Source organism: Dysgonomonas sp. (assembly GCF_035323175.1).
In the GTDB taxonomy this organism is placed as follows: Bacteria; Bacteroidota; Bacteroidia; order Bacteroidales; family Dysgonomonadaceae; genus Dysgonomonas.
On record NZ_DAOKYH010000016.1, the window covers coordinates 46739 to 72765 of the forward strand.

Consider the following 26027-nt stretch of genomic DNA (forward strand, 5'->3'; position numbering starts at 1 on the left):
ACACTGCTACCGGCCTTTACTACCGGCAGCATTTTCAACTTCATTTATTTTAATAGAATCCGATCCGTTTTATGGATAGATTTAGTTTTTCCTATAACTTTTACAATATAAACCCCGGTTCTGGCCTGTGAGATCTCCGTAAATCCGACAATCGTATTTGAAGGGATTTGCTTATTGGCTACAAGTCTTCCGCTCAGATCATAAACACTGGCCACACAATCTTCCTTACTTTGATTATCCACGACAATAACATTGTCGCTTACATAGATATTCAGTAGAGAAGAAAGAGTCATATCCCCGATCAGAGCCGTCGATGAATCTGTTATCTTAAACCGGTTAGAGGAAGCATTTGAACCGATTATTACATATTGGGCATTATTTACCACCGGATAAGTATGGCCTGTAAATAAATCATGTAAGTATAATTTGCGCAATTCAATATCCGGGGTTACTGACAGGTTTAGCGAATAGTTCTCTTGAGACTCACTATTAATACCTATTATCGTACCCGAGATTTCCCCTACGGTTGCTATCTGATAATCAGATTGGTCACTACCCACAACATAGGCCTGAATAAGCTCTCCTTCCTTTATCTTGTATCCATCCCAGCCATTATCAAATCCAGTAGTTGCATCTGCATGCTCAAAGAGCCATACACGGTCAGCAGAACCTTCTGCGATGACATCCATCACGATATGGGGCAACTCTGTTGTTGTGCTGCTTCTGAGTTCTGCTGACTTCCAAGGTGTTATTGTTGATGAATTGAGTTCATTTTTTGTTAATTCATCATATTTCAATATGATATTGCCCGGTGTAGTCACATTCAGCATAAATGTATGCATGGAAAGTATCCTGTCGGGAATTCCTGCCTGTCCTGAAAGATTAAAAGGAACAGCCTGATATTGTCCTGCTGCCACTCCCATTACAGCACCTCCATCAAGTTTACGCCACTGATCCCGCGTACCTGTATTAAAAAGGTAAGCGGTGTTATCATTTAATGTGACGCCTCCAAGGTTTATAGCTGACGATGTGATCGGTATTGCTGCCGTGAAAGAGTTTCCTATCAGGTTCATGCCCGGATAGTTTACATTTACACTACGAGTTAAAGAAACATTAGCATCTCCGACATTTAAGCTACCAATAAAACTATAGATATGAGTTGGGAGAACATTTGAACTGCTGGTCATTTCATAACCCTTAAATGCTTTTAAGTCTGTATCGGGAGTATAGGGTGCAGGTTGCCATTTATTTCCATTGAATGGTTCTACCCACTGGTTTACAGTTTCTACCTGAGGGTTCAGATAAGGAAAACCTGATGACTGCACAGGAATACCGAAATACTGCCATTGCTTTCTATAGAATCCGCAGGTGGCACATTCGTATGCCTTATTATAAAACTCGACAGTAGCATTTACCTGTTGATTCTTTGAAGGGTCTGTGAAAAGAAGTGTTCCTGAGGCTTCATCTGTTGCTGATTTTACAATGATAGTTCCGGTTACAGGATTTCCGTCTTTTACTTCTCCATTAATGATAAGTTCATTTCCTGTAGTTACCAGGAGATTCTTATCGGAAGCATTGATCAGGTCACCGATAATACGGTCTTTATCCAGATGCAGGTCTTTATCCGCAGGATTTCCGTTATTATTGGCACTGGTAGCAAACTCTACATCTTCTCCCGGTCCGGGAACGTAATTAGCAGTCCAGTTTCCATCTTCGCTCCAATCATTATCGATGGTTCCATGCCAGTAATTATTCAAACTCACCCGTTCTGTGTCCCGATTATTGTCCGGATTCGGGTCTTCTCCATCACCTGTAACAGTTGCAGTATTTAAATAATCTCCACTTGCTAAAACCGTTACAGTGAAACTCACAGAGTTACTCGCGTCTTTTGCTAAGCTTGCAATAATCCATTTAATTGTCCCATTGGTGTTTATCCCTCCGTCATTGATTGTTCCTATTGTATACCCGTTTGGTACAATATCAGTAATTAGGATGTTCACGGCTGTATGAGGTCCATTATTTGTAACTTTTAATGTAAAGGTTACAATATCACCTACTTTCGGCTTAGAACTACTCACTGTCTTTTCGATAGCTAAATCGGACCGCCGTATCAAATTTATCCTTATATCTCTGATATTGTTACAAATACCTCTTTGAGGATTACCGCTAGGAAAATTATTTGCACATTCAAAGTAAGGATCTGTTGGTGGAAAATAATAAGCGTCAATATCAAGATCAAATGGATTTTGGTCTGTCGGAGCTAATGGATTTAGAGGATCGCTTATGTTTGTAGCATCCGGGTCAGTAACATCATTTGGGCGCAATATAGTAGCATCTGCTCTTAGATACCCCGGTTTAGCTGTTACTCCAATAGTTGCTTTAAACGTATAAGTAATCTCACATCCATTGGGCAGATCGAGTTTCGATGTATATTGACGCTTGATCGCATCATAGCTTACTACTACATCTTGTGAGCCGCAGCCATTTCCGTCAAATACAGGAGTCCCCGTTCCTGTAAGCCCTTCCGGAAGGGTAAATGTAAAAGTAGCTCCTTTTACAAAACAACCACCGTCACCAGGTTCCCCATTTTTTACTTTAACAGTATAAGTTATTTCATCGCCTAGACGGACAGCAGCACCATTCGCTCCGTTTACTTTAAGGTCTGTAACTTTTAGATCAGCTATGGAAACTGCTACATCCGCAACCGAGCTTTCTTCTTCACCTTTTATGAAGGTCCAGGTATCGATAGACTTTGAATCCCCAAACTGGCCGGAAGTTCCTGTGGCTCCAACTCCCCAAATATGACCATTCTCTGTACTATTGGTACCACTGCTATTTACAGGTGGTAAATGGCTATTGTTTTTAGGGTCTGAATATCTCCCTCTTGGAGCATTGTTCCCTGTTGTTCCATTATTAACATCTGCGTCATTCCAATAAACGATATTCGATTTTACAGTACTCAAATCGGTCTCATGGTCCAAAAGCTCTATAACTATTCCGTTCTTATTATATTCCATATCGAAAAAAGGAAAATGCACTTCTGCACCCTGTAGCTGTACTGTTACTTCTACTGGTACAGATCCTGCAGGAAGAGGAAGCCCAGGTTGTGTCGGATCTGTTATACTTCCAGCTTTACCATCCCAGAGTATTGCATTTTCACCGGCAAAAGAAGCACCTGTCAATATTCTTTGGTTAAAAGGTTTTGCCGGGTCTACGCTTGTGATAGTAATGCGATAATTACCTTGTGATCCTGCAAGAAACTTAATATAACCTCCCTTATTACTAACCTGACCTTCTATACCATCAGTGCCTATTAGTTTTACAGTCTCCACTTTAGGCACTTTTACTTCATTTTTCAACCAGGTACTGATTGTACTTGTGTTGGAACTAGCGTTATCCGAAGGGATTGTACGAAGCGTTACTTGTGCACTTTCAGGTAAATCGGATGCAGGTGTGGTATAAAACATTTTGTGCGTTACCTGTTTATCTGTGTCTGCGTAATCGGGATTTTGGACATCGCTATTACCTGCAAGATAATTTAAACTCTTGTATTTCGGACTGCCGTTTGTATTGAGAAAACCGTTATTGTTCACAAAGAAAGAATAACAAATCCCGTTACTTCCATTGTTGTTTACCCTGTATGTATAACCATCTCTTGTCCTAACATATACCATACCGTAAAAACCGGAAGTATCAGGATTAGTTGTCCCATTAGCAAGGTTCAGAATAGTAGTGTATACACGTCCTGATACGAAAGCTGTATTATTTGTGTTAATTACCGATACATCCCAGGCAATAATACCATTGTTGCCTTGAGTACTTTGCGTCCAATCCGTAGTATATGCTATTCGGGTCGTAGGCACACCATCTGTCCTACCTCGAAATTCAACACGATAGACCCCGCCTTTATTTGCAGGAACCTGATAATAAATTGGTGTATAACGATTTCCACCTGTTTGTCCGAATCGCTGCGGACCTGCTAATTCAGCTGTCCGGTTAGTTATTTGTCCTCCTGAATTAGCATTTATTACCTCTGTTCCATCCGGCGCATACATTCTTATTCTTGCGCTACCACTACCTTGTGCGCTAGATGCCAATGTAATACGTTCCCCCGGCTGAGCATATACATAATGAACGCCATGATTTGGAAATACATAATATTGCGAATTAGCTGATGACGGAGCCGACGAATACAAGAGTGCCCTTACCGGAACCGCGCCCGACTTAGTTGCAGGAGTTGTAGATGGATGTAAATCTTTTGATCCGTCAGCAAATATGTTCTGGCTGGATAAAAGACATACAAGCAGAATCATAAAATATAGAAAAGTTCTGTTTATATTATCCATATTATTCATATTTCTTTAATAGTTGAATGTATAATCAAACAAAATCAATGTTTCATTACTATCATTCACTCATAAATTATATTTCGATATCATATATATACCAATTATTACGTTCGATCTTCGCAGGTAATTGCAATTTATACGTTTCGTCTCCAAATTCAGGTGGGGGTAGAAACCCTCCATCGAAATAAGGTAGGCTAAGTTCGATTGCAGTCCCTGCATTATCCCGTTCGTTCAGGTAAGTGCTCAGGCTAAGGCCGATTACTTTTCCGCTGCCATCAGTTGCAAGGGTGTATGATGTTACCGCGTCATTCCATGTCATCCAGGCTGGTGAACCAACCAGATTATCCACTTTTGGTACCGGTTTGAGGACATAAGTATTTTTATCGAAATCAATCAGCCTGTATTTATACTGTGCCGTTCCTGCAGAAGATAGAGGTGTTCCCTGATGTTCAGCCTTCAGAGTCACATTCATCTGTATCTTTGCAATGGCACGTATCAATGCTATATTACCGAGCTGATAATTCGAATTAAAATCATGTGTTTTATTACCCGACATGAGTATCGGTGTAGTCAGAGTCGAAGACCAGGGTGTATCGTTTGATTGTAAGACTGATTTTAGTCCTTCCAACGAAGTGACTCCATCTAGCTGTGTTTTCAGATTCGAGCAGTTGGCTACAATATATACATACCTGCTCCCTGCTTCGGCCTGTGTCAGGTTGAGTGATACTTTGTTATCTGTACTGCTCCACGATCCCCCGGAAAAGCTTGCAGATGAGATATAATAAGATTTAAATGTCTGTGAACCTGTCGCTGGGAATAAAAATACATACAGGTTATCAATCGATTGTTCTGCGGCAGATCCATTGTCAGTGGCAGCTTTGAGCGTTCCCCTGACAAAACCCGTTACCTGAAAAGAGATCTCTATTTTTTTATTATCTACAGTCCCCCCCACAGAATCATCATCTGAAGAACAGGCAGTAAGCAACAGGCTAAAAAAAACTATTACGGCAAAATATTTCTTCATATTCTTTCTCTTATTTGCTGAATGTCTTCACCACGTTAGGATTATCATTGTAGTAGACCTCAAGGTATGCACCGTCCCCCGCTTTAGGAACAGGATTCAATGTGTATCCGGCAGAAGCATCCGTAGCAAGTGCGTTAAATAATTTCTCGGTTGTACCGTCGCTGAACATAAAGGGTGAAACAGCTCTTAGTTTGACCGAGTGCGGGGCACAAACTTCCACTGTATTACTTACTGTCAGATTCCCATCATCGTCAACATTTACATTGTATCCATAACCCATATAAGTTGCGCTTTTCTTTACTATCCAAGGATCGATAGTATAAATAATTTCTATCGTCTGTAATTTCTTAATGACATAATAGTAATGTCTGTTGCGATAGATATTATAGTTGGGCTTATCAATATTTTGACCGGTGGCAAAAGCCAGATAATCCGTATCGGTGATCGTGCGGTTATCCGTAATGATCGGTATCTCATAAAAAACTCCGCCCAGAGTTTCGATCAGAAAATAGTTTATCGGTTTGTGACCTGTTACCGACCAGAGGGGATTCGTATTCATCATCATAGCCTCGGGCATATAGTACAGATATGAATTACCCACTTTTTTCAGCGGTTTATCTTCATAATAATCTACCGTTACCGGATACAGATCCGCTGTAAGGCCAAACCTGCGGTATGCATTTTTATAGTAAATGTTTTTGACACCCGAACCAAGGGTTGCTCCCTCTATCACAACTTCAAGCTTGGCTACAGCACGAATCAGCCTTACCCTATTTTCCTCAGTCCCGTTCACAACAGGGCGGAAAGGCTTAGGCTGGTAAATATTTCCACCTTCAGCTATCGTTTGGCTCAAATATACCCTGGACATCGGAAAACCTTTACTTTGGGTGGCTGCCAGGTACAGGTCTGTATCCAGATCGCGGAAAGTAGCCATATAGGTATCCATCGCTGATTTTGAAGAGATCGTTTTCAGAACTGCCATCGGCATATTGGCTACAAAATAAAAATCCCGGATACCTGTGGTCAGTTTAATCGTAAAGGTCTTTTCCTTCTCGGCAAAGGATATTCCTTCATCGAAATATTCACAGACCTTCTCTCCTGTCGATGAATCGAAGACCAGAAGAGCCAGATCGTGTACCCTGTCTTCATAATCTGTATCATCTTCATTAATAGTTTCCGTATCAGCTGCCTGTGCCCTGGTTACAGACAGGTATACCTGTCCTGCTTTATCCGGAACCTGCGTCTTCTCATGGTCGTCGTAGATCATCGAATCACAAGCCCAGAAACTAACCGCCAGGCAGGCTAATAGGATATATCGTATTTTTAATTTCATAATCATTTGCATTATTCAAGTCTGTGGACTTAAATTTCAAAATCCGTGCTATAGCTATGGACAAGCCAGTCATTTACATAAATAGAACAGCTGAAATGTGTCCAGCATTCGGCACAATAGTCTTTGATCAGGAATTTGACAGTAAAGTCATTTTCACAGTCGAGATTTACTCCTTTATCAACAGCCCTTAAGAGGATGCTGGCAATCAGGTCACCGTCAAAGACAGTTTCCTCTTTATCATTTCCTGTATAAGTAATATTCAGTTTGTTACTATATCCTGTTTTTAGTGCCAGCATGGAGTAATACCAGCTACCTGTATTTTCTTCCAGTTTAGTTTCTATCGAAGGATAGGTCAGTACCGGTGTATTCATCGGCATGCTGCCGTCTATATGTACCGTACTGTTGGCTGATGATACAGCCACATTCAGTTTTGAAGGATCATAGGTTTTCATAGTCGCTTTATCAAACTCTATGATAATTTTAACCCTGTTAGTAAGTTCTTTCAGGTTTATTGCGGTATGCTTATACAGCGAACCGTATTCTTCCGGATTGGGCAGAAAAACGACAGGGCTTTCACCATGCCATATACGTTCTGTTTTATTCAAACGTTCAGCCACATTGTTTGTTGAATTAATGGTCATCATCACATCCTGCCGGGTAGTTACCCCGGGTGTGAAGGTCTGTTTTTTAAATTTATCATTAATACCCGCCCATGCTATAAATGAATAGTTCCCGTTGGAAACCGGAACCAGCACCTCAAAATCACGGCTCAGGTTAACGTTCTGTTGTTGTACTGTGGTTGAGAGTTTGTCTTGTTGGTCAAATGCGAATACAATAAGGGAGGATACATTCCCTATAAACAGGGAATCGTCCGCACATGGGGTTTTGGAGTAGAATTTTACATAAACACCCTGTGGGCAATCTTTCAGGTCATCGTAGATAAGGGAATCACAACCCCAGAAAAGAGCCCCTGTCGCAAACAATGCCATTATAATCCTGATTCGTAAATTCTTCATCCCTTGTACTTTTAATTAATTTAATGTTTGATTTGAATAACCGGTAGGGAAATACGGCTCCCTACCGAGGTTATTATTTATTATTTTTTGGATTAGATACCAGGAGACACCGAGTAAGAATGAAGTGTCCAAGGAAGTACCTTCACGTCCACACTCATCCATGTTTCAGGAGTAGTTAACGGATCAGTCGGGTCAATCGGATTCTCAGGTTCGTTGTAGCCCGGAACATTTGGTCTAGGGTCCGGATTCAGTGGAGTTTTTGTACCAGGATTGGTAGGATCTTCCGGTCCTTTCGGATTATTCGGATCTTCAGGGAATAACGGATTCCAGTTTGTTCCCAGATTCCTGAATCCGGTAATATGGATATGGTATACGTTATTTCTGACTACAGGAGAATTGTACCACGCAGGAACGTTATCAGGATTCACCCATGCATAATACAATACTTTTCCTTTTATGTATTTGGCTACTGTTTGACCTGCTACACCACCTGTAGCAACATTCACGGCATTTGTCGCCGATGTGTAGAACTTACCGTTAGCTCCAACATAGAAATCATCTCCTGCCGTATAAGTTCCGCCATCGGCATAAGCAGCAGCCGTAGGTGCAAACTTAGCACGGATAAGCACATAGGCAGTATTTCCTTTTTTGTAGCTTGAAGCATCACCTGCTCCATAAGCATGTGTATTAGGCAGAATAAATTTACCTGAAAGTTTTGTGTTGAGCTCAGCTGTTACCTCTCCGACAGGATTTGTTGCATAATCACTCATTGTAGCAACGGCTGTTCCTCCGAACTGGTCTGCTGCCACATAGTTTTCAAACAGGCCGGAATAATCATAATTAGAGGCAGATCCAGTAATCTCAGTCCCCCAGTATGCAGCATCATTGGCTGGTACCCATGAGAAACTAGGTGTAGCGAAATCCGCTTTGCGCTGGATGTATAACTTGCTTTCGCCTTGTGCTACCACCCAGTGGATATCAGAAATCGTACCCAGAGGTGAGCCTCCGGCCGCAGGAACGGTATAAGTTAAAGCCTGGGTAGAAATCATAACCCGGGCTACGGCTCTTTCTACGTCTAAACTTACCCTGTTCTTAGGAGAGGCAGAAGCCAGCGTTTCCGCATCGGTCACATTAGCCTCTACATTGATTGTTTTAGGTTCAACATTGGTCATGACAATTGTTTCGTCTGTTGTCCCATTCTTTACAGCCAACTTATCGGCAGATGATGAGTTATTAAACGCTCCTGTTCCCGAGTTAGCCAGATACAATGCTGCCTGAGCATAAGCATCTTCAAACTCAGCAACCGGGGTTTTTGCCAAAGCATTAACCACTTCTGCTGTTCCGTTGACCAAAACATATACTTTCTTGATTCCGGCTGTAGTTTTAATCGCGGCATTTGTTGTCTTGGGAACTAAAGTGATATCACTACCATTGATGATCTTTTCATAATCTTTACCTGATTCGCTGGCTCCGACTTCCAGTGATTTGGAAGTAACCGATGAACCGTCGATAAGATAGACAGCAACTGTCTTTATATCATCTTTTCCGGCCCATTCGCCAATCTTGTTATAATCCTCCGGAAGGGACTTTTGAGCCCTTAATCCCGAATTCTGAGACATCTTCAGTGTAACACTCACATTGGTGTTACCCTCTTTTCCTCCGTCCAATGATGGGATATCATCATTGCTGCAGGCCGCTAGGCCTAAAGCTACGGAGGCAATTAAAAATAGTTTGCTTATTTTCATCCTTTACTAATTTAAAATATTAAACATCTATATATTATTCGTTTGTAAAAAACACCTAAAAGGGCTATTATTATTCGTGTAAAATCATCCCTCTGATTATTTCCAAATTGGTCTTTGCATCCCCATCACCGCTATCTGCCGATTTTTTGAAATATTCCACAGCTTTATCCGTATCGCCTTTCAGAACATAGGCAACACCCAGATTATTCCACACCACGGGTTTATCCTCTATTTTTTTCATCCGTTCGATAGCTGCATCGTAATTCTTACTTTCAATGTCGGCAGCCGCTGAATTCAGGATGGCAATTTCACTGTCAGGATATAACCTGACGGCAATATCGAAAACCTCCCGAAACTCTTTACTGTTTGACGGGTAACTCTCGGCTACCAGATACATTTCATTCAAACTCAGCAATTTTGGGTTTTTCTTTATAATCTCTCTGGCTTCCTCCACATTAAAAGCACGCACGACATAAGCCACTGCGTATTCGGTGCGTCTTAATTGAGGATAGTAGCTTTGAAGCAGGGTTCTGTAAGTTTCTCCTCCGGAAAGTTTCATCAGTTCACCATTCCGGACATCGGGGTCTTGTACCCGATCAATGATATTCAATATATCCTGTTTGTCAGCCAGATGTGAATCGGAAACGGCTTTACGCAAGCCCGCCCAATCTTCACCTTTTCCTTCTACCGTAAATTTATCACGTGATATATCAAATTTAGTAACCAGATAATGGGCGAAAGAATTAGCCCTGTTTTCTGCTAACTTTCTGTTGTGTTCAAAACCGCCTTCGGGTGAAGCATATCCAACAATGCTAAATTCAGTGATATTCAGATCATTGTTATCTCTTATTTCTCTGATAATTTTATCTACTTCGTCAAATTTAGGACGGTTACCCTTATAATCACGCAGCAGCTCATAGCGATCAACAATATAATTAAAGCTTGCAGTATGACGGTCGCTGCGTGCTTTTACGGGTTCGACTTCCGGCATGATAAATGTTAGTTTATAAGAAGCGACTTCCGGTTTAACCAATATATTTTGTGCAATCAACTGATCCGGAGCCTGATCGTAACAATCGGCACATCCCGATACGGCTTTTTCTATGATAAGCGAAGCGTCATCCATCCATGGACGGTAAGCTACAGATGTTTTGTAATTTACAGATTGAGCAGTTTTATTTTTCCTTTTGAGTATAATCTGTGGCTCTGTTTCAAAAGGAAGCTGATCCTGATTTCCCAACTTCTGCTTCCGGGTAACGATCTTATTGCGTAAGCCACCGGTAATCACCACAGGCGGAAGTGACAATCTTTCCCCGCCAGGATTATTCGATTTTAAAACAGGAGTCAAAATAACCATCTCATTTCTTTTAACACTCACCTCGTCCAGATCCAAATCCATTGAAACAGATACCTGATTCACACTTTTTATGATACGTTCAGAGGATATCCTTAAATTATCTGATTTCGTTTGTGCGCAGAGTGGCAGGATAATTACGGAAAGTAGTGAGAACAACACTATCTTTAGTATATTTTTTTTCATTGTGTCCTATTTTATAAAGTAAATAAATGAAAGCCCGACTTTGGTCACACCCCAGTAATTATAATTACCTTCGTCCTGCTTAGTACCACAATCCTTACAAGGGTATTCATCATAATGGATACGGGCATAGCCTGCTCCGATATTGAACTCAAAATTCCAGCGATTGGTTAATACCCATTGATAACCATAACTGATCCCACCACCATAGAGGTAACCTTCGTAGCGTTTATCTTTAAACACATCCAGTCTGCCGATAGGAATATCCCATCCTCCGACATTAAACTGAGCCCCGTGGGCATGTATACCAAGGAAATGTCCGTTAAAAGCCTCACAAAACCACCAACGGTACTCAGGTTGGACTAGCCAGTGCTTAAAGCGTTTGTTATCTGAAAATTCAAAAGGATTGAGCCCTCCGGAAATATCCAGTGTACTTTTTCTACCCAAAGCAAACTCCATTCCCAGGTTTGGAGTTGCTGTAGCCCAATAAGCCAGATTGCTCTTTATGGCAACCTCCTGTGCTTTTCCTAATGGACAGAAGATTGTTATAATCATGGCAGTCAGGCTGACTTTCCTTAATATTTGACTGATATTCATTTTGTTGAGTTATATGATGATTATTAGGATGTACAGTTTGTTTAACTAAATATATTTAATTGTGTAAATACTAACACGTTGAATTAGATGTGCATTTCTAATTATGTACTCTTCAATTTTTATTATTGTAATTCGTCTTTAATCATGTTTTTTTTAACCATAATCTTTTAAAAATCATAGAAATAATAATTAGATTTGTTTTGAAACAGATATAAGTACCTGATTCTGCTTTTAATCAAACCAACTATTAATACGAACTATCCATTTTATAAAGATGTAATTTTTTTCTGTTCTCCCTATTGAGGTTTTATTTAACTAAAACCCACATGCAAAGATCACATTTACTATCCTTATAGATATTACAATATTGTAGAAATGAGAAAATCGTATTTTTCTTATTTTATGACAAGTATTATATAGATGTGTTAAAATAGATAATATTGTTTTTTAATTTTGTCAATAAATCAATTTTACAATAACATTATCCTTCTTTTAGTGTATAAAGATCTGTTCAATACAATAATATTTTTTATCTGGATTTTTTCATTTATCAATAAAAAGTTAGCATGTGTTAAATTTCATCTATTAGTCATAGCTTTCATCTATTATGCTTTAGTCTTTATATATTATGCTTAACAAAAATATAACTATTGTTATTACATTTCCTTCAGCGTCAATTTCTATTAAATCTTAAATAGGATTTACCTTTGTCGCCAGACTAAGTCAAAGTTACTCTTATATAGAATGTGTTATCCACCTGAATAATCTCATAAAGTTTCTTCTATAAAATGGTTTAATTGGCTTGGTTAAAACTAATTCATGTTTGTTTCTTTTGCCACCTGTAGTATCTTTATTAATGAGGATAAGCTTAAGTAATCTTTTTTCTAATTGTACATTGCTTTAGAGTACATTCTTTATATGTGACTATGTCTCTAATTTTCTCTATGATATGTTACACTTATTTTAAAGCACATTTTACAAAAACCATTTCAGCGTAAATGCTAAATAAGAAAAAACGAAGATTAACAATGTTCTTATTTTGTACTGTTTATATTCAAATGATTATATAGTTTTACCGTATCAAATGACAATATGATTTATGGACTTGTAAGGTGAAGTATATCATGCCCGGTTACATAAATACTATTAAACCAATAACAGAAATTTATTCTAAAAATATTATAAAAATATGGGAAAGTTTGAAATAACAAAAAGAAAGGACGGAGAATTTCAGTTTAATCTAAAAGCCGGAAACGGAGAAATTATTCTTAGCAGTGAAGGGTATTCAACTAAAATAAATTGTACAAAAGGTATCGAATCCGTACGTAAAAATAGTATGGTTGCTACAAGATTTGAACAGAAATATTCTACTAATAATAAATATTATTTCAATTTAAAGGCTAGCAACGGACAAATTATAGGAACCAGTCAGATGTATAAAAGTTCTGCATCATGTATGAATGGGATTGAATCTGTGAAGAAAAATGCACCATCGGCAGAAATAACTGATTTGACTGTTCTGGAATTATAATAGTCTCTGTTTTTACTTTTGTAAGCCTGTGTATAAAACGTAGGCTTTTTTTATAAGTATTAGTCATATAACAAGTCTGTATAAGATCTGGATGATTTAAAAAGAGAGTAAGCAATGGCGAAATAATATCCTTTAACATAAAAGCGATAATATTGCAAACACGTATTTTCTTCAATACGACATAAATATTCAGTCCTAATCTAAAAGATATCTAAATAATAAAAAACTATAAGATTTTAACCATGCCGTTTTCATTTGTATAAAGTATTGGACTGTGCCAAGAAATAAAGAATTACAAACTAAACAAGATATTTTATCTTTTAATTAAAGAGATAGTATATTTATATATTTTGGCCCCATACTATCTAATTATGATTTCATGTTCTAATATATTTAAATCAACGAGTAGTTTCAACTAACAATTCACTTTAAAATCACTATATTTCTTTATTAAGATAAAACTTTTTATCTTTGCATTAAATAAAAGTTGCTCTTTGTTTATAATGTAAAGAAAAGAGGATCGCAGAAGTTCGCTCGTTTCTAAATCGACACCTATTTGATTGACAACCTAGGTTATACATCTGATAATATGTTGGTTATGAAAACAAAAATGACGTAAACAATGAGTCGAGACTTGCTTATTAATTCCACACAAATCAGTAATTTCTTTGATGTAAGCATTCATCTTCTGATTACATAATACAGGGAGCAGAACATTCTTCTCCTGGCATCGAGGATGACTCTTATATTTATCGATTATTTTTAGAGGAATCTCCAGCAAAGGAATATTGCACATATTCTTTGTCTTTTGTCGTTGTTTTCGAATCCATTTATTCCCATTGGTATCAATAGAAATATGATCGTGTGTCAATTGTTTGACATCCGAAAATGCAAGACCGCTGAAACAACAAAATAGAAACACGTCCCGCACTTGTGTCAAGCGCTCAATCGTGAATTCCTTATTATAGATCTTTTCAATTTCATGCTTTTCCAGAAAGTCTCGTTCAACGGTTTGCAATGAGAATTTGATATCTATAAACGGATCTTTTTTAAGCCATTCCTTCTGAATTGCAATCCTCGTAATCTTCTTAAAATTTTTGAGATATTTTGTTGTAGAGTTATGATTGCATTTTCGAACAGTTTTCAAATACAATTCATAATCCTCGATGAATTGTCTATTCATTTCATCGAGATAGACATCATCCTTTTTATAAATCTGTTGTATAAATCCCTGAGTATGCTTAAAACTGGTTTCATATCGTTCAACTGTAGCAGGGGACATATCTATACCGGAAAGCTTGTGGCACTTTTCATTGTGTTCACGAAAGACCTCAAGCAAAGTATGCCGTTCCGGTTTATCTTTCCCTAAAAAACGATTAATTACTGCCTCAGCAGTAATACGTTCAGTATCGTCTTGTTCAAAGTCCCGGTGAATCCGAATAAACTTCGCGCGAATTGAGTCAAGATACATATTCAACTCTTTTGCAAGGAGAGAACGTTCGTACGCCTTCCCCTTAGCGGAATCCCATAGTTTTGGATTAATTGTTTTCTTGGCAGTTGTGTCTCCTCTGATTCCATCTACGGTGACTCGAATAACTATCGCAGCTTCGCCATGTTTGTTAAGCCTTGTACGACGAATATAAAATGCTACGCTAAAAGTGGATCTTTTTTGTGCCATTTTTGAATGTTTTTATTGGTTACAAAGTTATAGTATCTGGGTGAAACTAAAACTATGCAAAACATTGAATAACAGCGGAAAAGAAACCGATCTGTGGGCAATTTTAGAAAATATTTTTTACCCACCAGATAACCCACAAATATACTTCTGTATTATGCACTTTTCTTCTTCTGATAAAAAAGAAAAATCGCTGTAAGTGTGCAACTTACAGCGATTCAACTTCTTTTTCTATGTTACTTGGCGGAGAGAGAGGGATTCGAACCCCCGGAACCTCGCAGTTCAACGGTTTTCAAGACCGCCGCAATCGACCACTCTGCCATCTCTCCAATATTTTGCTTATGGATATTTCCTCTAAAGCGATGCAAATGTATGTCTTTTTTTTGTTTCTACAAACAATTCCATCAACTTTTATATACGTTTTTCACAACAAGCTCTGTATCAATATTTATTGATTGGGAATTTTAAATAGTTTATTCGAGATGTTATTCTATTATTATAGCCTTAGCTCAATTTTGTTTAGTTAAAAAATATTTATACCTTTGTAAGAATCAATTTATTCTATTTTTCAGAAAATAAAGTCATGTAATTGTTCAGTATAGAATAGATACTGGAATTCTTTCCTTTTATTACCCCTTCTTGAGTCTTACCTCACGGGCTATATTTATTATACATTTTATTAACTAAAACAATTGCATTATATTTTCACAAAGATATGATTCTGTATGTCTTTTCATTTTTATAGAACTATATGTAAAAACTACTTATCTATCATATATATTGAACTGAAATCTAAAACAAATGACCGTTGGGCTCACAATAAAAAACGAGAAATGTCAGCTTGAGATGAAGCCCGTTAATAAGAGAATGACTCTTCCGGCTGAATAAAACTAGAAATTATGGAAAAAATTTGGAAATTAACACAAGATAAAAGTTGGAATACCCTTGAAAAAAAATTTGATTGGGTAGAGGATATGAAAGAAGTTCCGCAACATAAGATACATCATAAAGAAGGTAACGTAGCAACTCATACACAGATGGTCTTAGATGAATTGACGAAATCGGAAGAATACAAATCCCTATCGGAACAGGATCAAGAAATACTTTGGGTAAGTGCCCTGTTGCATGATGTAGAAAAACGTTCAACATCTCTTGACGAAGGTTTTGGCAAGGTATCAGCAAATGGACATGCTCGGAGAGGAGAATATACAGCACGTACAGTCTTATTTCGAGACGTCCCTACACCGTTTCATATCCGTGAAAAAATTGCATCCTTTGTACGTTACCATGGTCTGCCTCTTTGGCTATTAGAAAAGGTAGAACCTGCAAAAAAGATCCATGAAGTGTCTTTAAGGATAAGCACTTCGCAATTAAAAACGCTAGCCCAGGCTGATGCCAAAGGTAGAATATGTAATAACTTACCACAATTACTTGAATCTCTTGAGCTTTTTGAACTGTTTTGTAAAGAGCAGGAATGTTGGGGAAAAGCATTAGAGTTTGAAAATCCGAATGCACGATTTCAATATTTCGACTCGATAGACGGATATATCGGCTATGTTCCGTTTGATAACTTCAAAAGTGAAGTTACGATACTTTCAGGTCTACCAGGTATGGGAAAAGATCACTATATACAATCTTTAAATACAGACATTCCAGTTATAAGCCTCGATGCTATTCGCAAAAAGTATAAATTAAGTCCAACAGATAGATCTGCTACCGGAAAAGTAGTTCAAGAAGCAAAAGAACAAGCTCGCGTATATCTTCGAAAAGGACAAAATTTCATCTGGAATGCAACTAATATTACACGGCTAATGCGTCAACAATTAGTAGATCTTTTTACTTTATATGATGCAAAAGTCAGAATAGTATATTTAGAAAAGCCTTACGCCCAATGGCGTGCTCAAAATCTAAATAGAGAGGATGTTTTACCTGAAAAAGTATTGGATAAAATGCTACAAAAACTAGAAATTCCGCAATTGGTAGAAGCTCATGAAGTAGAATATATTGTAGAATAGTAAATTCGATGATTAAAATACTTTAAAGACTAAATAAAGAAAAATAAAATATAGGTATAGAATATCTATACCTATATTTTATTCTGATTATCTCGAAAATAAGAGATAATGAAATTTATACTTTTCACAAGCTAAGACTGGTGATATATCCGACAGTATCAAAAAAAAGTAATAACCTTAGTTTCCAAAAGTAAAGCTTCCACGGAGAAGTCCAACCAAATCATCTTTATTACCCTGTCTATGTATATAGTGCAATGCGGGTTGAATCGAAATATGTGAAGTGATTATATATTTATATGACATTTCCAAAGCTGTTTCTACTCCTTGTGACGTATTTGCTCTGAAAGCATTTAATCCTAGAGTATCCCGTCCTTTTCTTCCGAATAAATTATTCATAACAACTCCCACCCCATAGTATAAATAACATTCGTTGCTTTTCCGTGGGGCATATCCTAACTGAGCGACAATACCTAGATCTTGTTTATCTGTTTGCAGTATAGATTGTTCGGCCAACATATACAATGAATATCTTAAAGACTTTTCGGGGAGTTTATCCAAAACCACCCCTGCTGCATAAAACCCATCTAAAGGCATATATGCAAATTGAGTGATATTGACGAATCCATATTTCTGTGGATTAAATTTAAAGTTAAAAATCAATGCTTTATTTACATTATCTAAATTATTATAATATGAATTTTTGACATTAATAACTCCTTTCGTATATTCTGTATGCAATCCGATAGCTCCAAGTGGATAGTTTGGTACACTATAGTTGATAGAGATGGTGGGAAAGATTCCTGCCGAACTATTTGTAAAGAAAGAAGAATACGGACTATTAAAATAATCTAAGTTCATATTTCGTATCCCTGCAAACAAACTAAAGTCCCCGAAGGTTTGCTGATAACCAAATTTTGAGCAAACAAGCCAAAAGTTATCTTCTTCTATATTGGAAAAGGTTAAAAAATCATTTGCTATATTGTGAGAAAATGTTCTTCCTACCGACCAAAATGCAATATCAAACGATCCGTTTTTCCACCATTTATCTGTTCTAAGGGAAGCCTCCATGCTCAATAAATTCACATATTTCACATCTTTTTCGCGGGCATCTGTTATATTGTATTGTAGTTCTCCTACATTGTTTACTTCATACTTTAGTATTTGATCTTGTCCCCAAATTGAGATAAAATAGTACAAAGACATACATATAATAAAAATTCTCTTCATTGTGCAGCTTTTAAATATTCTCATATTCAGGGTGCGAAGATATATCCTTCAGACTAAACAACAGCCCAATAAACATATAAAAAATTAATATTATTCTTAATAGAGGCGAATAGTATTAATAATAAATAAAGAGCGAGAATATAAAATCACTCCTTTATTTTAACAAATACCAAACGCGAATGTCCCTTTTCGCTCTTGCGTTCATCCATTTCAAAATGCTTACTTTGAGCTTTAACTAAAGCTGCAAGTTTTGAAAAGCCGTAATTGCGTGAATCAAAATCAGGACGCTTCTTTATAACGAGATTCCCCATATCACCCAAGTAAGCCCACCCATCATCATCGGCAAGGTCTCTAATGGTACTCTTTAATAGATTTATCAACTTTTTATTTACAGGTTCAACAGTCTTTTCCTGTTGTTTCTTAACTGTAGACGCAGGAGACTCCGTTTCGTTATTATCATCTGAATCTCGTATAATCTCTATATAAATAAACTTATCACAAGCTACAATAAATGGACTAGGCGTTTTCTTTTCTCCAATACCTATTACTTGCATACCGGACTCTCTCAGCCTCACGGCTAAACGCGTAAAATCACTATCGCTGGATACCAGACAGAAACCATCAACCCGACCGCCATGCAAAATATCCATAGCATCGATAATCATTGCCGAATCGGTAGCATTCTTACCTGTTGTATAACTATATTGCTGTATTGGAGTTATTGCATGCTCCAACAAAGGTTGCTTCCACCCCGAAACGCTAGGCTTTGTCCAGTCCCCATAAATTCTTTTGATAGTTGGCACACCTATTTTAGCAATTTCATCAAGCATGCCCTTTATATTCGAGTAAGGCACATTATCGGCATCGATAAGTACAGCCAAGTTTAAATCTCTCTTTTCTATCATATATTTTAATTTAGCTTTCGAAGTATAGCGTATCTGTATATTGATAGTTCAAATTTATAAAACTTATCTTACTAACGAGCCCAATTTTAGCATAATATTCTTAACATACTGTTTTCTTTAAAACAAATAAAACAATCACAAAGAATCCTTAAATGGAGCTAGTAGTTCCAACATATCATTATGAAGCAATGAATTGGATGCCAATATATCATGCCCTTTCCTGAATAAAGAACTACCGGTAAAACTTGTAACAGCCCCTCCGGCTTGAAGCACAATTAATGCCCCTGCCATAAAATCCCACGGTTTAATATATGCTTCAGCCCACGCATCGAACCTCCCTGCGGCAACGTAACACATCGACATAGCAGCTGAACCATTTATCCGCACACTCGAAACCTTCCCATACAATGAATCCATCAAATGATTAACAACCGGTTTGTAATCCCCTGCATTATAAGGAAGGTCTAAGCCGATAAAAGCTTGACTCATATTGTCCGTATCAGAAACGTGTATTTGGGTCTCATTCAGGAAAGAGTTACCACCTTTCCAAGCATAGAAGCATTCATCTCTACAGACTTCGTAAACCACACCTAACAATATTTCGGTATCAGTAGTCAGAGCTATGCTCACGCAGTAAGGGGCGTTGTCTTGTATATAATTGGTAGTACCGTCCAAAGGATCGATAACCCAATAATAATCTTTCTTCTCAAACGCAACAGTATCTTCTTCCGTAATAAACCCCGCTTGAGGCAGAAGCTGTGACAATCTGGCAACTAATAGCTTTTCTGTTTCCTTGTCAACATACGAAACATAATCATGAGCATTCTTCTCCTCTACCCTATCCTTACGAAAGGTTTTCCTTTCTTGTGCTAAAAAGTGTCCTCCTCCTTTAGCTATTTTACAGACTTCTGATGTAAGAAATTCTAAATTCATAATCTAACCCTTAATTATAGGAGCAATAATATAATTAACATCTAAAGCTAATAAATTAAAAAGGCCATCTCAAATCTAATATGAGACAGCCTCCGTGCAATATTGCATTATGCTTTTATTTAGCTGCTTCAATTGACTGTTTACGAAACTCTTTTAGAGCTTTTTCTATGTCAAGTGAAATTTTTCTAGCACGTTGGCCAGCTGCTTTATTACCGTTTTCGATTTGTGAAGCTGCGTCTTTAGAGAATGCGGCAAAATCTTGATTTAATTTTTCTACTAAATTTTTCATTTGTTTTTCTATTTAAAAAGTTCAGACAAAGATAATCTGATTTTAATAACAATTATAACGAACCAGAGTTTAAAAATAGGCTTAAAAACATAATTTTCTTGTTATTTTATGCCGTTTTCATTGATAGTTGCACTCTTTTTCGAGATGTGTCAACAGACAATACCCTGACTTCCACATGTTGATGTAACGAAACAACCTCTGTCGGATCGGAAACAAAGCGGTCAGCCAGTTCTGAGACATGAACCAAACCATTTTCTTTTATACCCACATCCACAAAGCACCCGAAGTTTGTAATATTAGTCACAATACCCGGTAATGTCATCCCCTCTCTGAGATCCTCTATCGTTTTTATATTCGGATCAAACTCAAAAACCTTAATACCCTTACGAGGATCACGTCCGGGCTTATCCAGTTCGTCTATTATATCATTTAAAGTTGGTAAACCAACTTTATCCGATACATATTTTTCAAGCTTAAGAGACTTTTTCAAGTCCTTATTATCGATCAAATCTTTTACCGTACACTTAAGATCCTTAGCCATATTCTCTACTACATGGTAGCTTTCAGGATGTACAGCAGAGTTATCTAAAGGGTTTTCTGCTCCCGCTATTCTCAAAAATCCGGCACACTGCTCAAAAGCCTTTTCACCCATACGAGGCACTTTCATCAGTTCTTTACGAGATCGGAACGCTCCATTAGAAGCACGATAGTCTACAATATTTTGAGCCAAAGCAGGTCCCAAACCGGAGACATAAGTCAAAAGATGCTTACTCGCAGTATTTACGTTTACTCCAACAAGGTTTACACAACTTTCTACGGTAAGATCCAATGATTTTTTCAACTTAGTTTGATCCACATCATGTTGATATTGACCTACTCCAATCGACTTCGGGTCTATTTTTACAAGTTCGGCCAATGGGTCCATCAATCGGCGACCAATCGACACTGCACCTCTTACTGTAACATCATAGTCTGGAAATTCTTCTCTCGCAACCTTTGACGCAGAGTAAATAGATGCTCCGTTCTCACTGACGACAAACACCTGCACTTCTTTCTCATAGCGAAGATTTGTAATAAAATATTCTGTCTCACGGCTTGCTGTTCCGTTTCCTATGGCAATAGCATCTATATTATAAGTCGTTACTAATTTCACCACCTTACTCCCTGCTTTAGACATCTCTTTCTGAGGAGGATGTGGATATATAGTTTCATTGTGAAGCAAATTTCCCTCAGCATCAAGACACACTAATTTGCAGCCTGTACGATATCCAGGATCGATACCCAATACTCTCTTTTCTCCTAGTGGAGCAGCAAGCAGTAATTGGCGCAGATTTTCGGTAAATACATGTATCGAGTCTTCATCTGCTTTCTCTTTCGACAAGGCACCAAATTCTGTTTCTATGGAAGGCTTCAAGAGGCGTTTATAACCATCTTCGATTGCGTCAGCAACATAGTTCGTTGCTTCGTTATCGTTATCTCCTTTCAGAAAGCGTTTGTCTAACCTTTCTAAGGCGGCATCCTCGTCGGGTGCAATATTTATCCTCAGAAAACCTTCCGATTCACCTCTACGTATAGCTAATATCCTATGAGAAGGAACTTTATTCAGTTTTTCTGAAAAATCGAAATAATCTCGATATTTATCCCCTTCTTCTTCTTTTCCTTTTACAACTTTTGATGTTAAAACCGCCTCACGCTGAAAAAGGTTGCGAATAGAATTACGGGCATATTCATCCTCATTTATCTGTTCGGCAATTATATCACATGCTCCGGCAATAGCTTCTTTTACATCCTTGACATCCCCTTTAACAAAAGCCTGAGCCTTAGACTGCACATCAATCCTTTGCTGAAGCATAATAATATTAGCTAAAGGCTCCAAACCCTTCTTCCTTGCTATTTCAGCTCGTGTTTGGCGTTTTGGCTTATATGGCAAATAAATATCTTCAAGTTCCGATGAGTTCCAACATTTCTCTATGCGATTTTTCAGTTCAGGTGTTAACTTTTCCTGCTCTTCTATCGACTTTAAGATTGTTTCCCTACGTTTTACGAGCTCATTTAGTTTATCATTCTGCTCTTTTATTGCAGTTATCTGAACTTCGTCAAGACCTCCGGTTACCTCCTTACGATAACGACTGATGAAAGGAATTGTAGCACCCGATTCGAGTAAATCTACAGTTTTCGATACCTGAGACTCCTTAATATTTAAGGTCGAAGCAATTATACTTTTAATTGACATAGTTTTCTTTATTTCAATATACTTTATTCTTCAGCTTTTTGTTAAAAAGTAACAAAAGTAACACCTTTCTACTCATTTTTATTTGTCACCTTTCTATAATACGATCTCAATTTTAACAATACAAATATAAAATATAAAGCGATTAAATAAAAAATGAATCATAAGTTAAGCTGAATAAAAATAATACGTTAAATATAGCTCCTTATGAGTTGGTATAAGAAGCAATCCGTATTATTATAAGATAATTATCCATAAGAATAAAAACATAAAAGCCCGCTAAATAATTCAGCAGGCTTTTATAATATATTTTATATCCAGTATTATTATTCTACAGGAATATTTGTGTTTACATTTTTGCTACCGATAGCAGCATAATATAATAGATAAGCCAATCCAACAAATACTACCCAGTAACTTGCCATATAACCAACGCTATCAGCTAGGAAGTTTTGAAGAAGTGGTAAGATACCTCCACCACAAACTAATGTCATAAATATACCCGATGCTGTTGTTACATATTTACCTAGTCCTTCTACTGCAAGATTAAAGATACCACCCCACATTACAGAAGTACAAAGTCCACACAATACCAAGAACATTGCATTGATAGGCACTTCCATCATACCGAATGAAAGACTACCGTTAATGCTTTGGAATACCGGCATTGACACTTTTGTAGTTATAGGAAGGAAAATCGCTAATAAGACTAATACAAGACCTAAACCTGCTGCAACAGTAAGCATTGACTTACTTGATACTTTACCACCAATAGAAGCTCCGAAGAAACGTCCGATTAGCATCAAGAACCAATATGTACCCGTTACAAAACCTGCTGATGTTGCATCCAAACCTGCAATCGATTTATCTGCAAGAAATAAGTTCAATGTTCCTGGAATACCAACTTCAACACCAACATATACAAAGATACCTATCGCACCTAATACAAAGTGACGGAAAGATAATGCACTGTATTTGTCTTTTACGTTGTCAATTGCTTTCTTCACTTCCATATGAGGTTCCGGAATCTGAACCAATGCCAAAATAATAAAAGCGAAAGCAAAAACACCCATAGCAATATACATAACAGGGTATACATCTTTAATGTTAGCCTTTGTCACGTCAGCAACGAAAACACCCACTAAAACAGGAACTAATGTACCACACAATGAGTTGAAAGTACCTCCTGTTTGTATCAATGCACCACCTTTGTTACCACCTCCACCAAGAGTGTTCAACATAGGGTTTACTACTGTATTTAACATACACATAGAGAAACCTGCAACAAATGCACCAATTAGGTATATAGCAAAGCTACCGGCTCCTCCTGATAAGTATTGAATACCAATACCAACGAAACCAACAACGATAGCGATAAGTGCTGTTTTCTTGTATCCGATTTTCTTCAACAAGATACCAGCAGGAATACCCATAAATGCATACGCTATAAAGTTAGCAAGCACACCTAGCATACCTTCGGCGTTACTAGCTCCAAATTGGTTTTTCAAAACAACACCCATCGGCGCTGCTAGATTTGTTACGAATGAGACCATCCCAAAAAGCAGGATCATCACAATGATGGGTAACAAGTAATTTTTTTTCTCCGTACTACTCATGATTAAGTTTTTACATTTAGTTAGATTGTTTTATTTTTATAGTTTTAGTCAAATTTCATTCTTCTTTAGGTCGATCTTCTGCACTTAACTCTGAGAATTCAAAGAGTAATTAAACTAAACAAAACTCAATTACCCTTTGATTCTCATTTGGATATGGTTAGTATCCAAAAACTCATGGTCGTTTAGGTTAAGTGAAGATTGTTATTGTATAAAATCGATGTAAAAATACTTATCTCTTTTCAGCTGTCATCCATAAAAAAACGTGTTGTACAACATGTATTTTTAGATCAAAATATCATTTCTTTTTATATCATATTGCCGACAAGTTCCTGTTTATTTATGTCTTTTTGTATCCAACGCCAAAACGACTTAAGAATGACTAACAGATTATCAAACCATTAACTTTAGCCCAACCGCTAATTATAACAAAAAAATATACAAATGACATAAAAACTTACTCTTTGAGAATTCTTATAAAAACAGGAATAATAGTAAAATATCTTAATTCCTGCTTTTATAGGATTAACAATATTTAATATTGCTATTTTTGTGCTCTAACTAAGAACTGAACAGTAGAAAAGAAGAATTGTTATAGCTTATAAATAAATATTATGGAATCGATTCGCAATTTGTATAAAATCGGACATGGCCCGTCGAGTAGCCATACAATGGCTCCACAAAAAGCAGCTTTGATATTTAAAGAAGAAAATAAGGACGCCACATCGTTCCGAGTTACATTATACGGAAGCCTTGCAGCTACAGGAAAAGGTCATATGACGGATGTAGCTATCACAAACACCTTACTACCCTACCCTACAGAAATTATATGGCAGCCTGAGATTGTTTTGCCATACCATACCAACGGTATGAAATTCGAAGCTATAGCAGCAGGTCAACCCGTAAAAGAATGGATTGTATACAGCATTGGCGGAGGTGACCTCTCCGATGGGAATAGCAAAGTAAATAAGGAAAAATTGTACGACAAAAATACAATGAAGCAAATTCTGCAATGGTGCCACGAAACAGGCAAAACATTTTGGGAATATGTAGAAGATACCGAAGGCAAAGAAATATATAATTATCTTCTGGAAGTATGGAGAACAATGGAAGCTGCAATACACAGAGGTATCGACGCAGAAGGATTGCTTCCCGGAGGATTGGGATTGCAACGAAAAGCCTCGATGTATAGCATAAAAGCTAAGGGATATCAAGGCTCAATGAAAAGCAGGGCACTGATATACTCTTATGCACTTGCTGTGTCGGAAGAAAATGCAAGTGGCAATGTAATTGTTACGGCACCTACATGTGGATCAAGCGGAACTCTTCCGTCGGTATTATATCATCTAAAAATAAACCACGATTTCAGTGATCAAAAAATAGTAAGAGCCCTTGCTACAGCTGCACTTATAGGCAATATAGTGAAGACAAATGCATCAGTATCGGGCGCAGAAGTCGGCTGTCAGGGAGAAGTTGGGGTAGCATGTGCAATGGCAGCAGGTGCGGCTTGCCAACTATTCGGAGGCTCACCTCAGCAAATAGAGTATGCTGCCGAAATGGGATTGGAACACCATTTGGGACTCACTTGCGACCCCGTGTGCGGATTGGTACAAGTCCCATGTATTGAACGAAACGCTTTTGCTGCTGCCAGAGCCCTCGATTCTTGTTCGTTCGCAATGTTATCAGATGGAAAACACCTTATTAATTTTGATAAAGTTGTTCGTACGATGCAACAAACCGGACATGATTTACCGAGCCTCTATAAAGAGACATCAATGGGGGGGCTAGCAATAAACCTTGATTAGTAAAAAGAATTAAGCAGAGAGGCAATATTTGTCTTTTTTGAATATTATTTTATTTTAATATACATGTATATTTCATTACTTTTGTAAATGAAATCAATTTACAAATAACCATATCACTATGACATCAATCGATTTACTTAACCGTGCGGCAGACAATATTCGTATACTGTCGGCTTCAATGGTTGAAAAAGCGAAGTCAGGTC

17 protein-coding genes and 1 tRNA gene are annotated in these 26027 nt (G+C 37.5%); 3 read left to right on the forward strand and 15 right to left on the reverse strand.

Going from position 1 to position 26027, the window contains the following annotated elements; all coding sequences use genetic code 11:
* Positions 1 to 44: 44 nt before the first annotated feature.
* The 7 genes from PKC55_RS14910 to PKC55_RS14940 all read right to left on the reverse strand — a co-directional run bounded on the left by PKC55_RS14910 (position 45) and on the right by PKC55_RS14940 (position 11601).
* Positions 45 to 4346 carry a T9SS type A sorting domain-containing protein gene (locus tag PKC55_RS14910; RefSeq protein WP_324373544.1) on the reverse strand — a complete coding sequence of 1434 codons (4302 nt, stop codon included), beginning with the start codon at positions 4344 to 4346 and terminating at the stop codon, positions 45 to 47.
* Positions 4347 to 4422: 76 nt separating this feature from the next.
* Positions 4423 to 5373 (reverse strand): fimbrial protein, encoded by a 951-nt coding sequence (locus PKC55_RS14915; protein ID WP_324373545.1) that lies wholly within the window; start codon positions 5371 to 5373, stop codon positions 4423 to 4425.
* A gap of 10 nt (positions 5374 to 5383) precedes the next feature.
* Entirely contained in the window at positions 5384 to 6706 is a 1323-nt protein-coding gene (locus PKC55_RS14920) for a FimB/Mfa2 family fimbrial subunit (RefSeq protein ID WP_324373546.1), read from the reverse strand.
* Between the two features lie 29 nt (positions 6707 to 6735).
* Positions 6736 to 7722, reverse strand: a complete 987-nt coding sequence (locus PKC55_RS14925) for a FimB/Mfa2 family fimbrial subunit (protein WP_291126505.1) — start codon at positions 7720 to 7722, stop codon at positions 6736 to 6738.
* Between the two features lie 92 nt (positions 7723 to 7814).
* Positions 7815 to 9467, reverse strand: coding sequence for an Mfa1 family fimbria major subunit (locus PKC55_RS14930; protein ID WP_291126503.1), 1653 nt, complete (start codon positions 9465 to 9467; stop codon positions 7815 to 7817).
* Positions 9468 to 9537: 70 nt separating this feature from the next.
* Positions 9538 to 11007 carry a DUF3868 domain-containing protein gene (locus tag PKC55_RS14935; RefSeq protein WP_291126500.1) on the reverse strand — a complete coding sequence of 490 codons (1470 nt, stop codon included), beginning with the start codon at positions 11005 to 11007 and terminating at the stop codon, positions 9538 to 9540.
* A gap of 6 nt (positions 11008 to 11013) precedes the next feature.
* Positions 11014 to 11601 (reverse strand): DUF3575 domain-containing protein, encoded by a 588-nt coding sequence (locus PKC55_RS14940; protein WP_414647291.1) that lies wholly within the window; start codon positions 11599 to 11601, stop codon positions 11014 to 11016.
* A 1189-nt stretch (positions 11602 to 12790) separates the two neighbouring features.
* Here PKC55_RS14940 and PKC55_RS14945 point away from each other — a divergent pair.
* Complete coding sequence (locus PKC55_RS14945; protein WP_291126498.1) at positions 12791 to 13132, forward strand: YegP family protein; 342 nt, start codon at positions 12791 to 12793, stop codon at positions 13130 to 13132.
* A gap of 568 nt (positions 13133 to 13700) precedes the next feature.
* Here the strand turns inward: PKC55_RS14945 and PKC55_RS14950 are convergent.
* The gene (locus tag PKC55_RS14950) at positions 13701 to 14810 is read right to left on the reverse strand and encodes a site-specific integrase (RefSeq protein WP_291126496.1); all 1110 of its coding nucleotides are present in this window, start codon (positions 14808 to 14810) and stop codon (positions 13701 to 13703) included.
* Between the two features lie 238 nt (positions 14811 to 15048).
* Positions 15049 to 15136 (reverse strand) — tRNA-Ser (locus PKC55_RS14955).
* 570 nt (positions 15137 to 15706) lie between these two features.
* On the opposite strand from PKC55_RS14955, the gene PKC55_RS14960 reads away from it, so the two are divergent.
* A complete protein-coding gene (locus PKC55_RS14960) occupies positions 15707 to 16822 on the forward strand; it encodes an AAA family ATPase (RefSeq protein ID WP_291126494.1) in 1116 nt (371 codons plus the stop codon).
* A 177-nt stretch (positions 16823 to 16999) separates the two neighbouring features.
* Here the strand turns inward: PKC55_RS14960 and PKC55_RS14965 are convergent, their stop codons facing one another.
* From PKC55_RS14965 to PKC55_RS14990, 6 genes are all read right to left on the reverse strand, one after another.
* Positions 17000 to 18049: a carbohydrate porin gene (locus PKC55_RS14965; RefSeq protein WP_291126492.1), complete on the reverse strand. Its 1050-nt coding sequence runs from the start codon at positions 18047 to 18049 to the stop codon at positions 17000 to 17002.
* A gap of 146 nt (positions 18050 to 18195) precedes the next feature.
* On the reverse strand, positions 18196 to 18954 hold the full coding sequence (locus PKC55_RS14970; RefSeq protein ID WP_006842764.1) for an NYN domain-containing protein: 759 nt from the start codon (positions 18952 to 18954) through the stop codon (positions 18196 to 18198).
* Between the two features lie 135 nt (positions 18955 to 19089).
* Positions 19090 to 19887, reverse strand: coding sequence for an inositol monophosphatase family protein (locus tag PKC55_RS14975; RefSeq protein WP_291126490.1), 798 nt, complete (start codon positions 19885 to 19887; stop codon positions 19090 to 19092).
* 115 nt (positions 19888 to 20002) lie between these two features.
* Positions 20003 to 20176: a BF3379 family histone-like protein gene (locus PKC55_RS14980; RefSeq protein ID WP_006842762.1), complete on the reverse strand. Its 174-nt coding sequence runs from the start codon at positions 20174 to 20176 to the stop codon at positions 20003 to 20005.
* A gap of 106 nt (positions 20177 to 20282) precedes the next feature.
* Entirely contained in the window at positions 20283 to 22409 is a 2127-nt protein-coding gene (locus PKC55_RS14985) for a Tex family protein (protein ID WP_291126488.1), read from the reverse strand.
* A 323-nt stretch (positions 22410 to 22732) separates the two neighbouring features.
* Positions 22733 to 24022, reverse strand: a complete 1290-nt coding sequence (locus tag PKC55_RS14990) for an MFS transporter (RefSeq protein ID WP_135104115.1) — start codon at positions 24020 to 24022, stop codon at positions 22733 to 22735.
* A gap of 611 nt (positions 24023 to 24633) precedes the next feature.
* Between PKC55_RS14990 and PKC55_RS14995 the strand changes: the two genes are divergently transcribed.
* On the forward strand, positions 24634 to 25824 hold the full coding sequence (locus PKC55_RS14995; RefSeq protein WP_135104114.1) for an L-serine ammonia-lyase: 1191 nt from the start codon (positions 24634 to 24636) through the stop codon (positions 25822 to 25824).
* Positions 25825 to 26027: the final 203 nt, after the last annotated feature.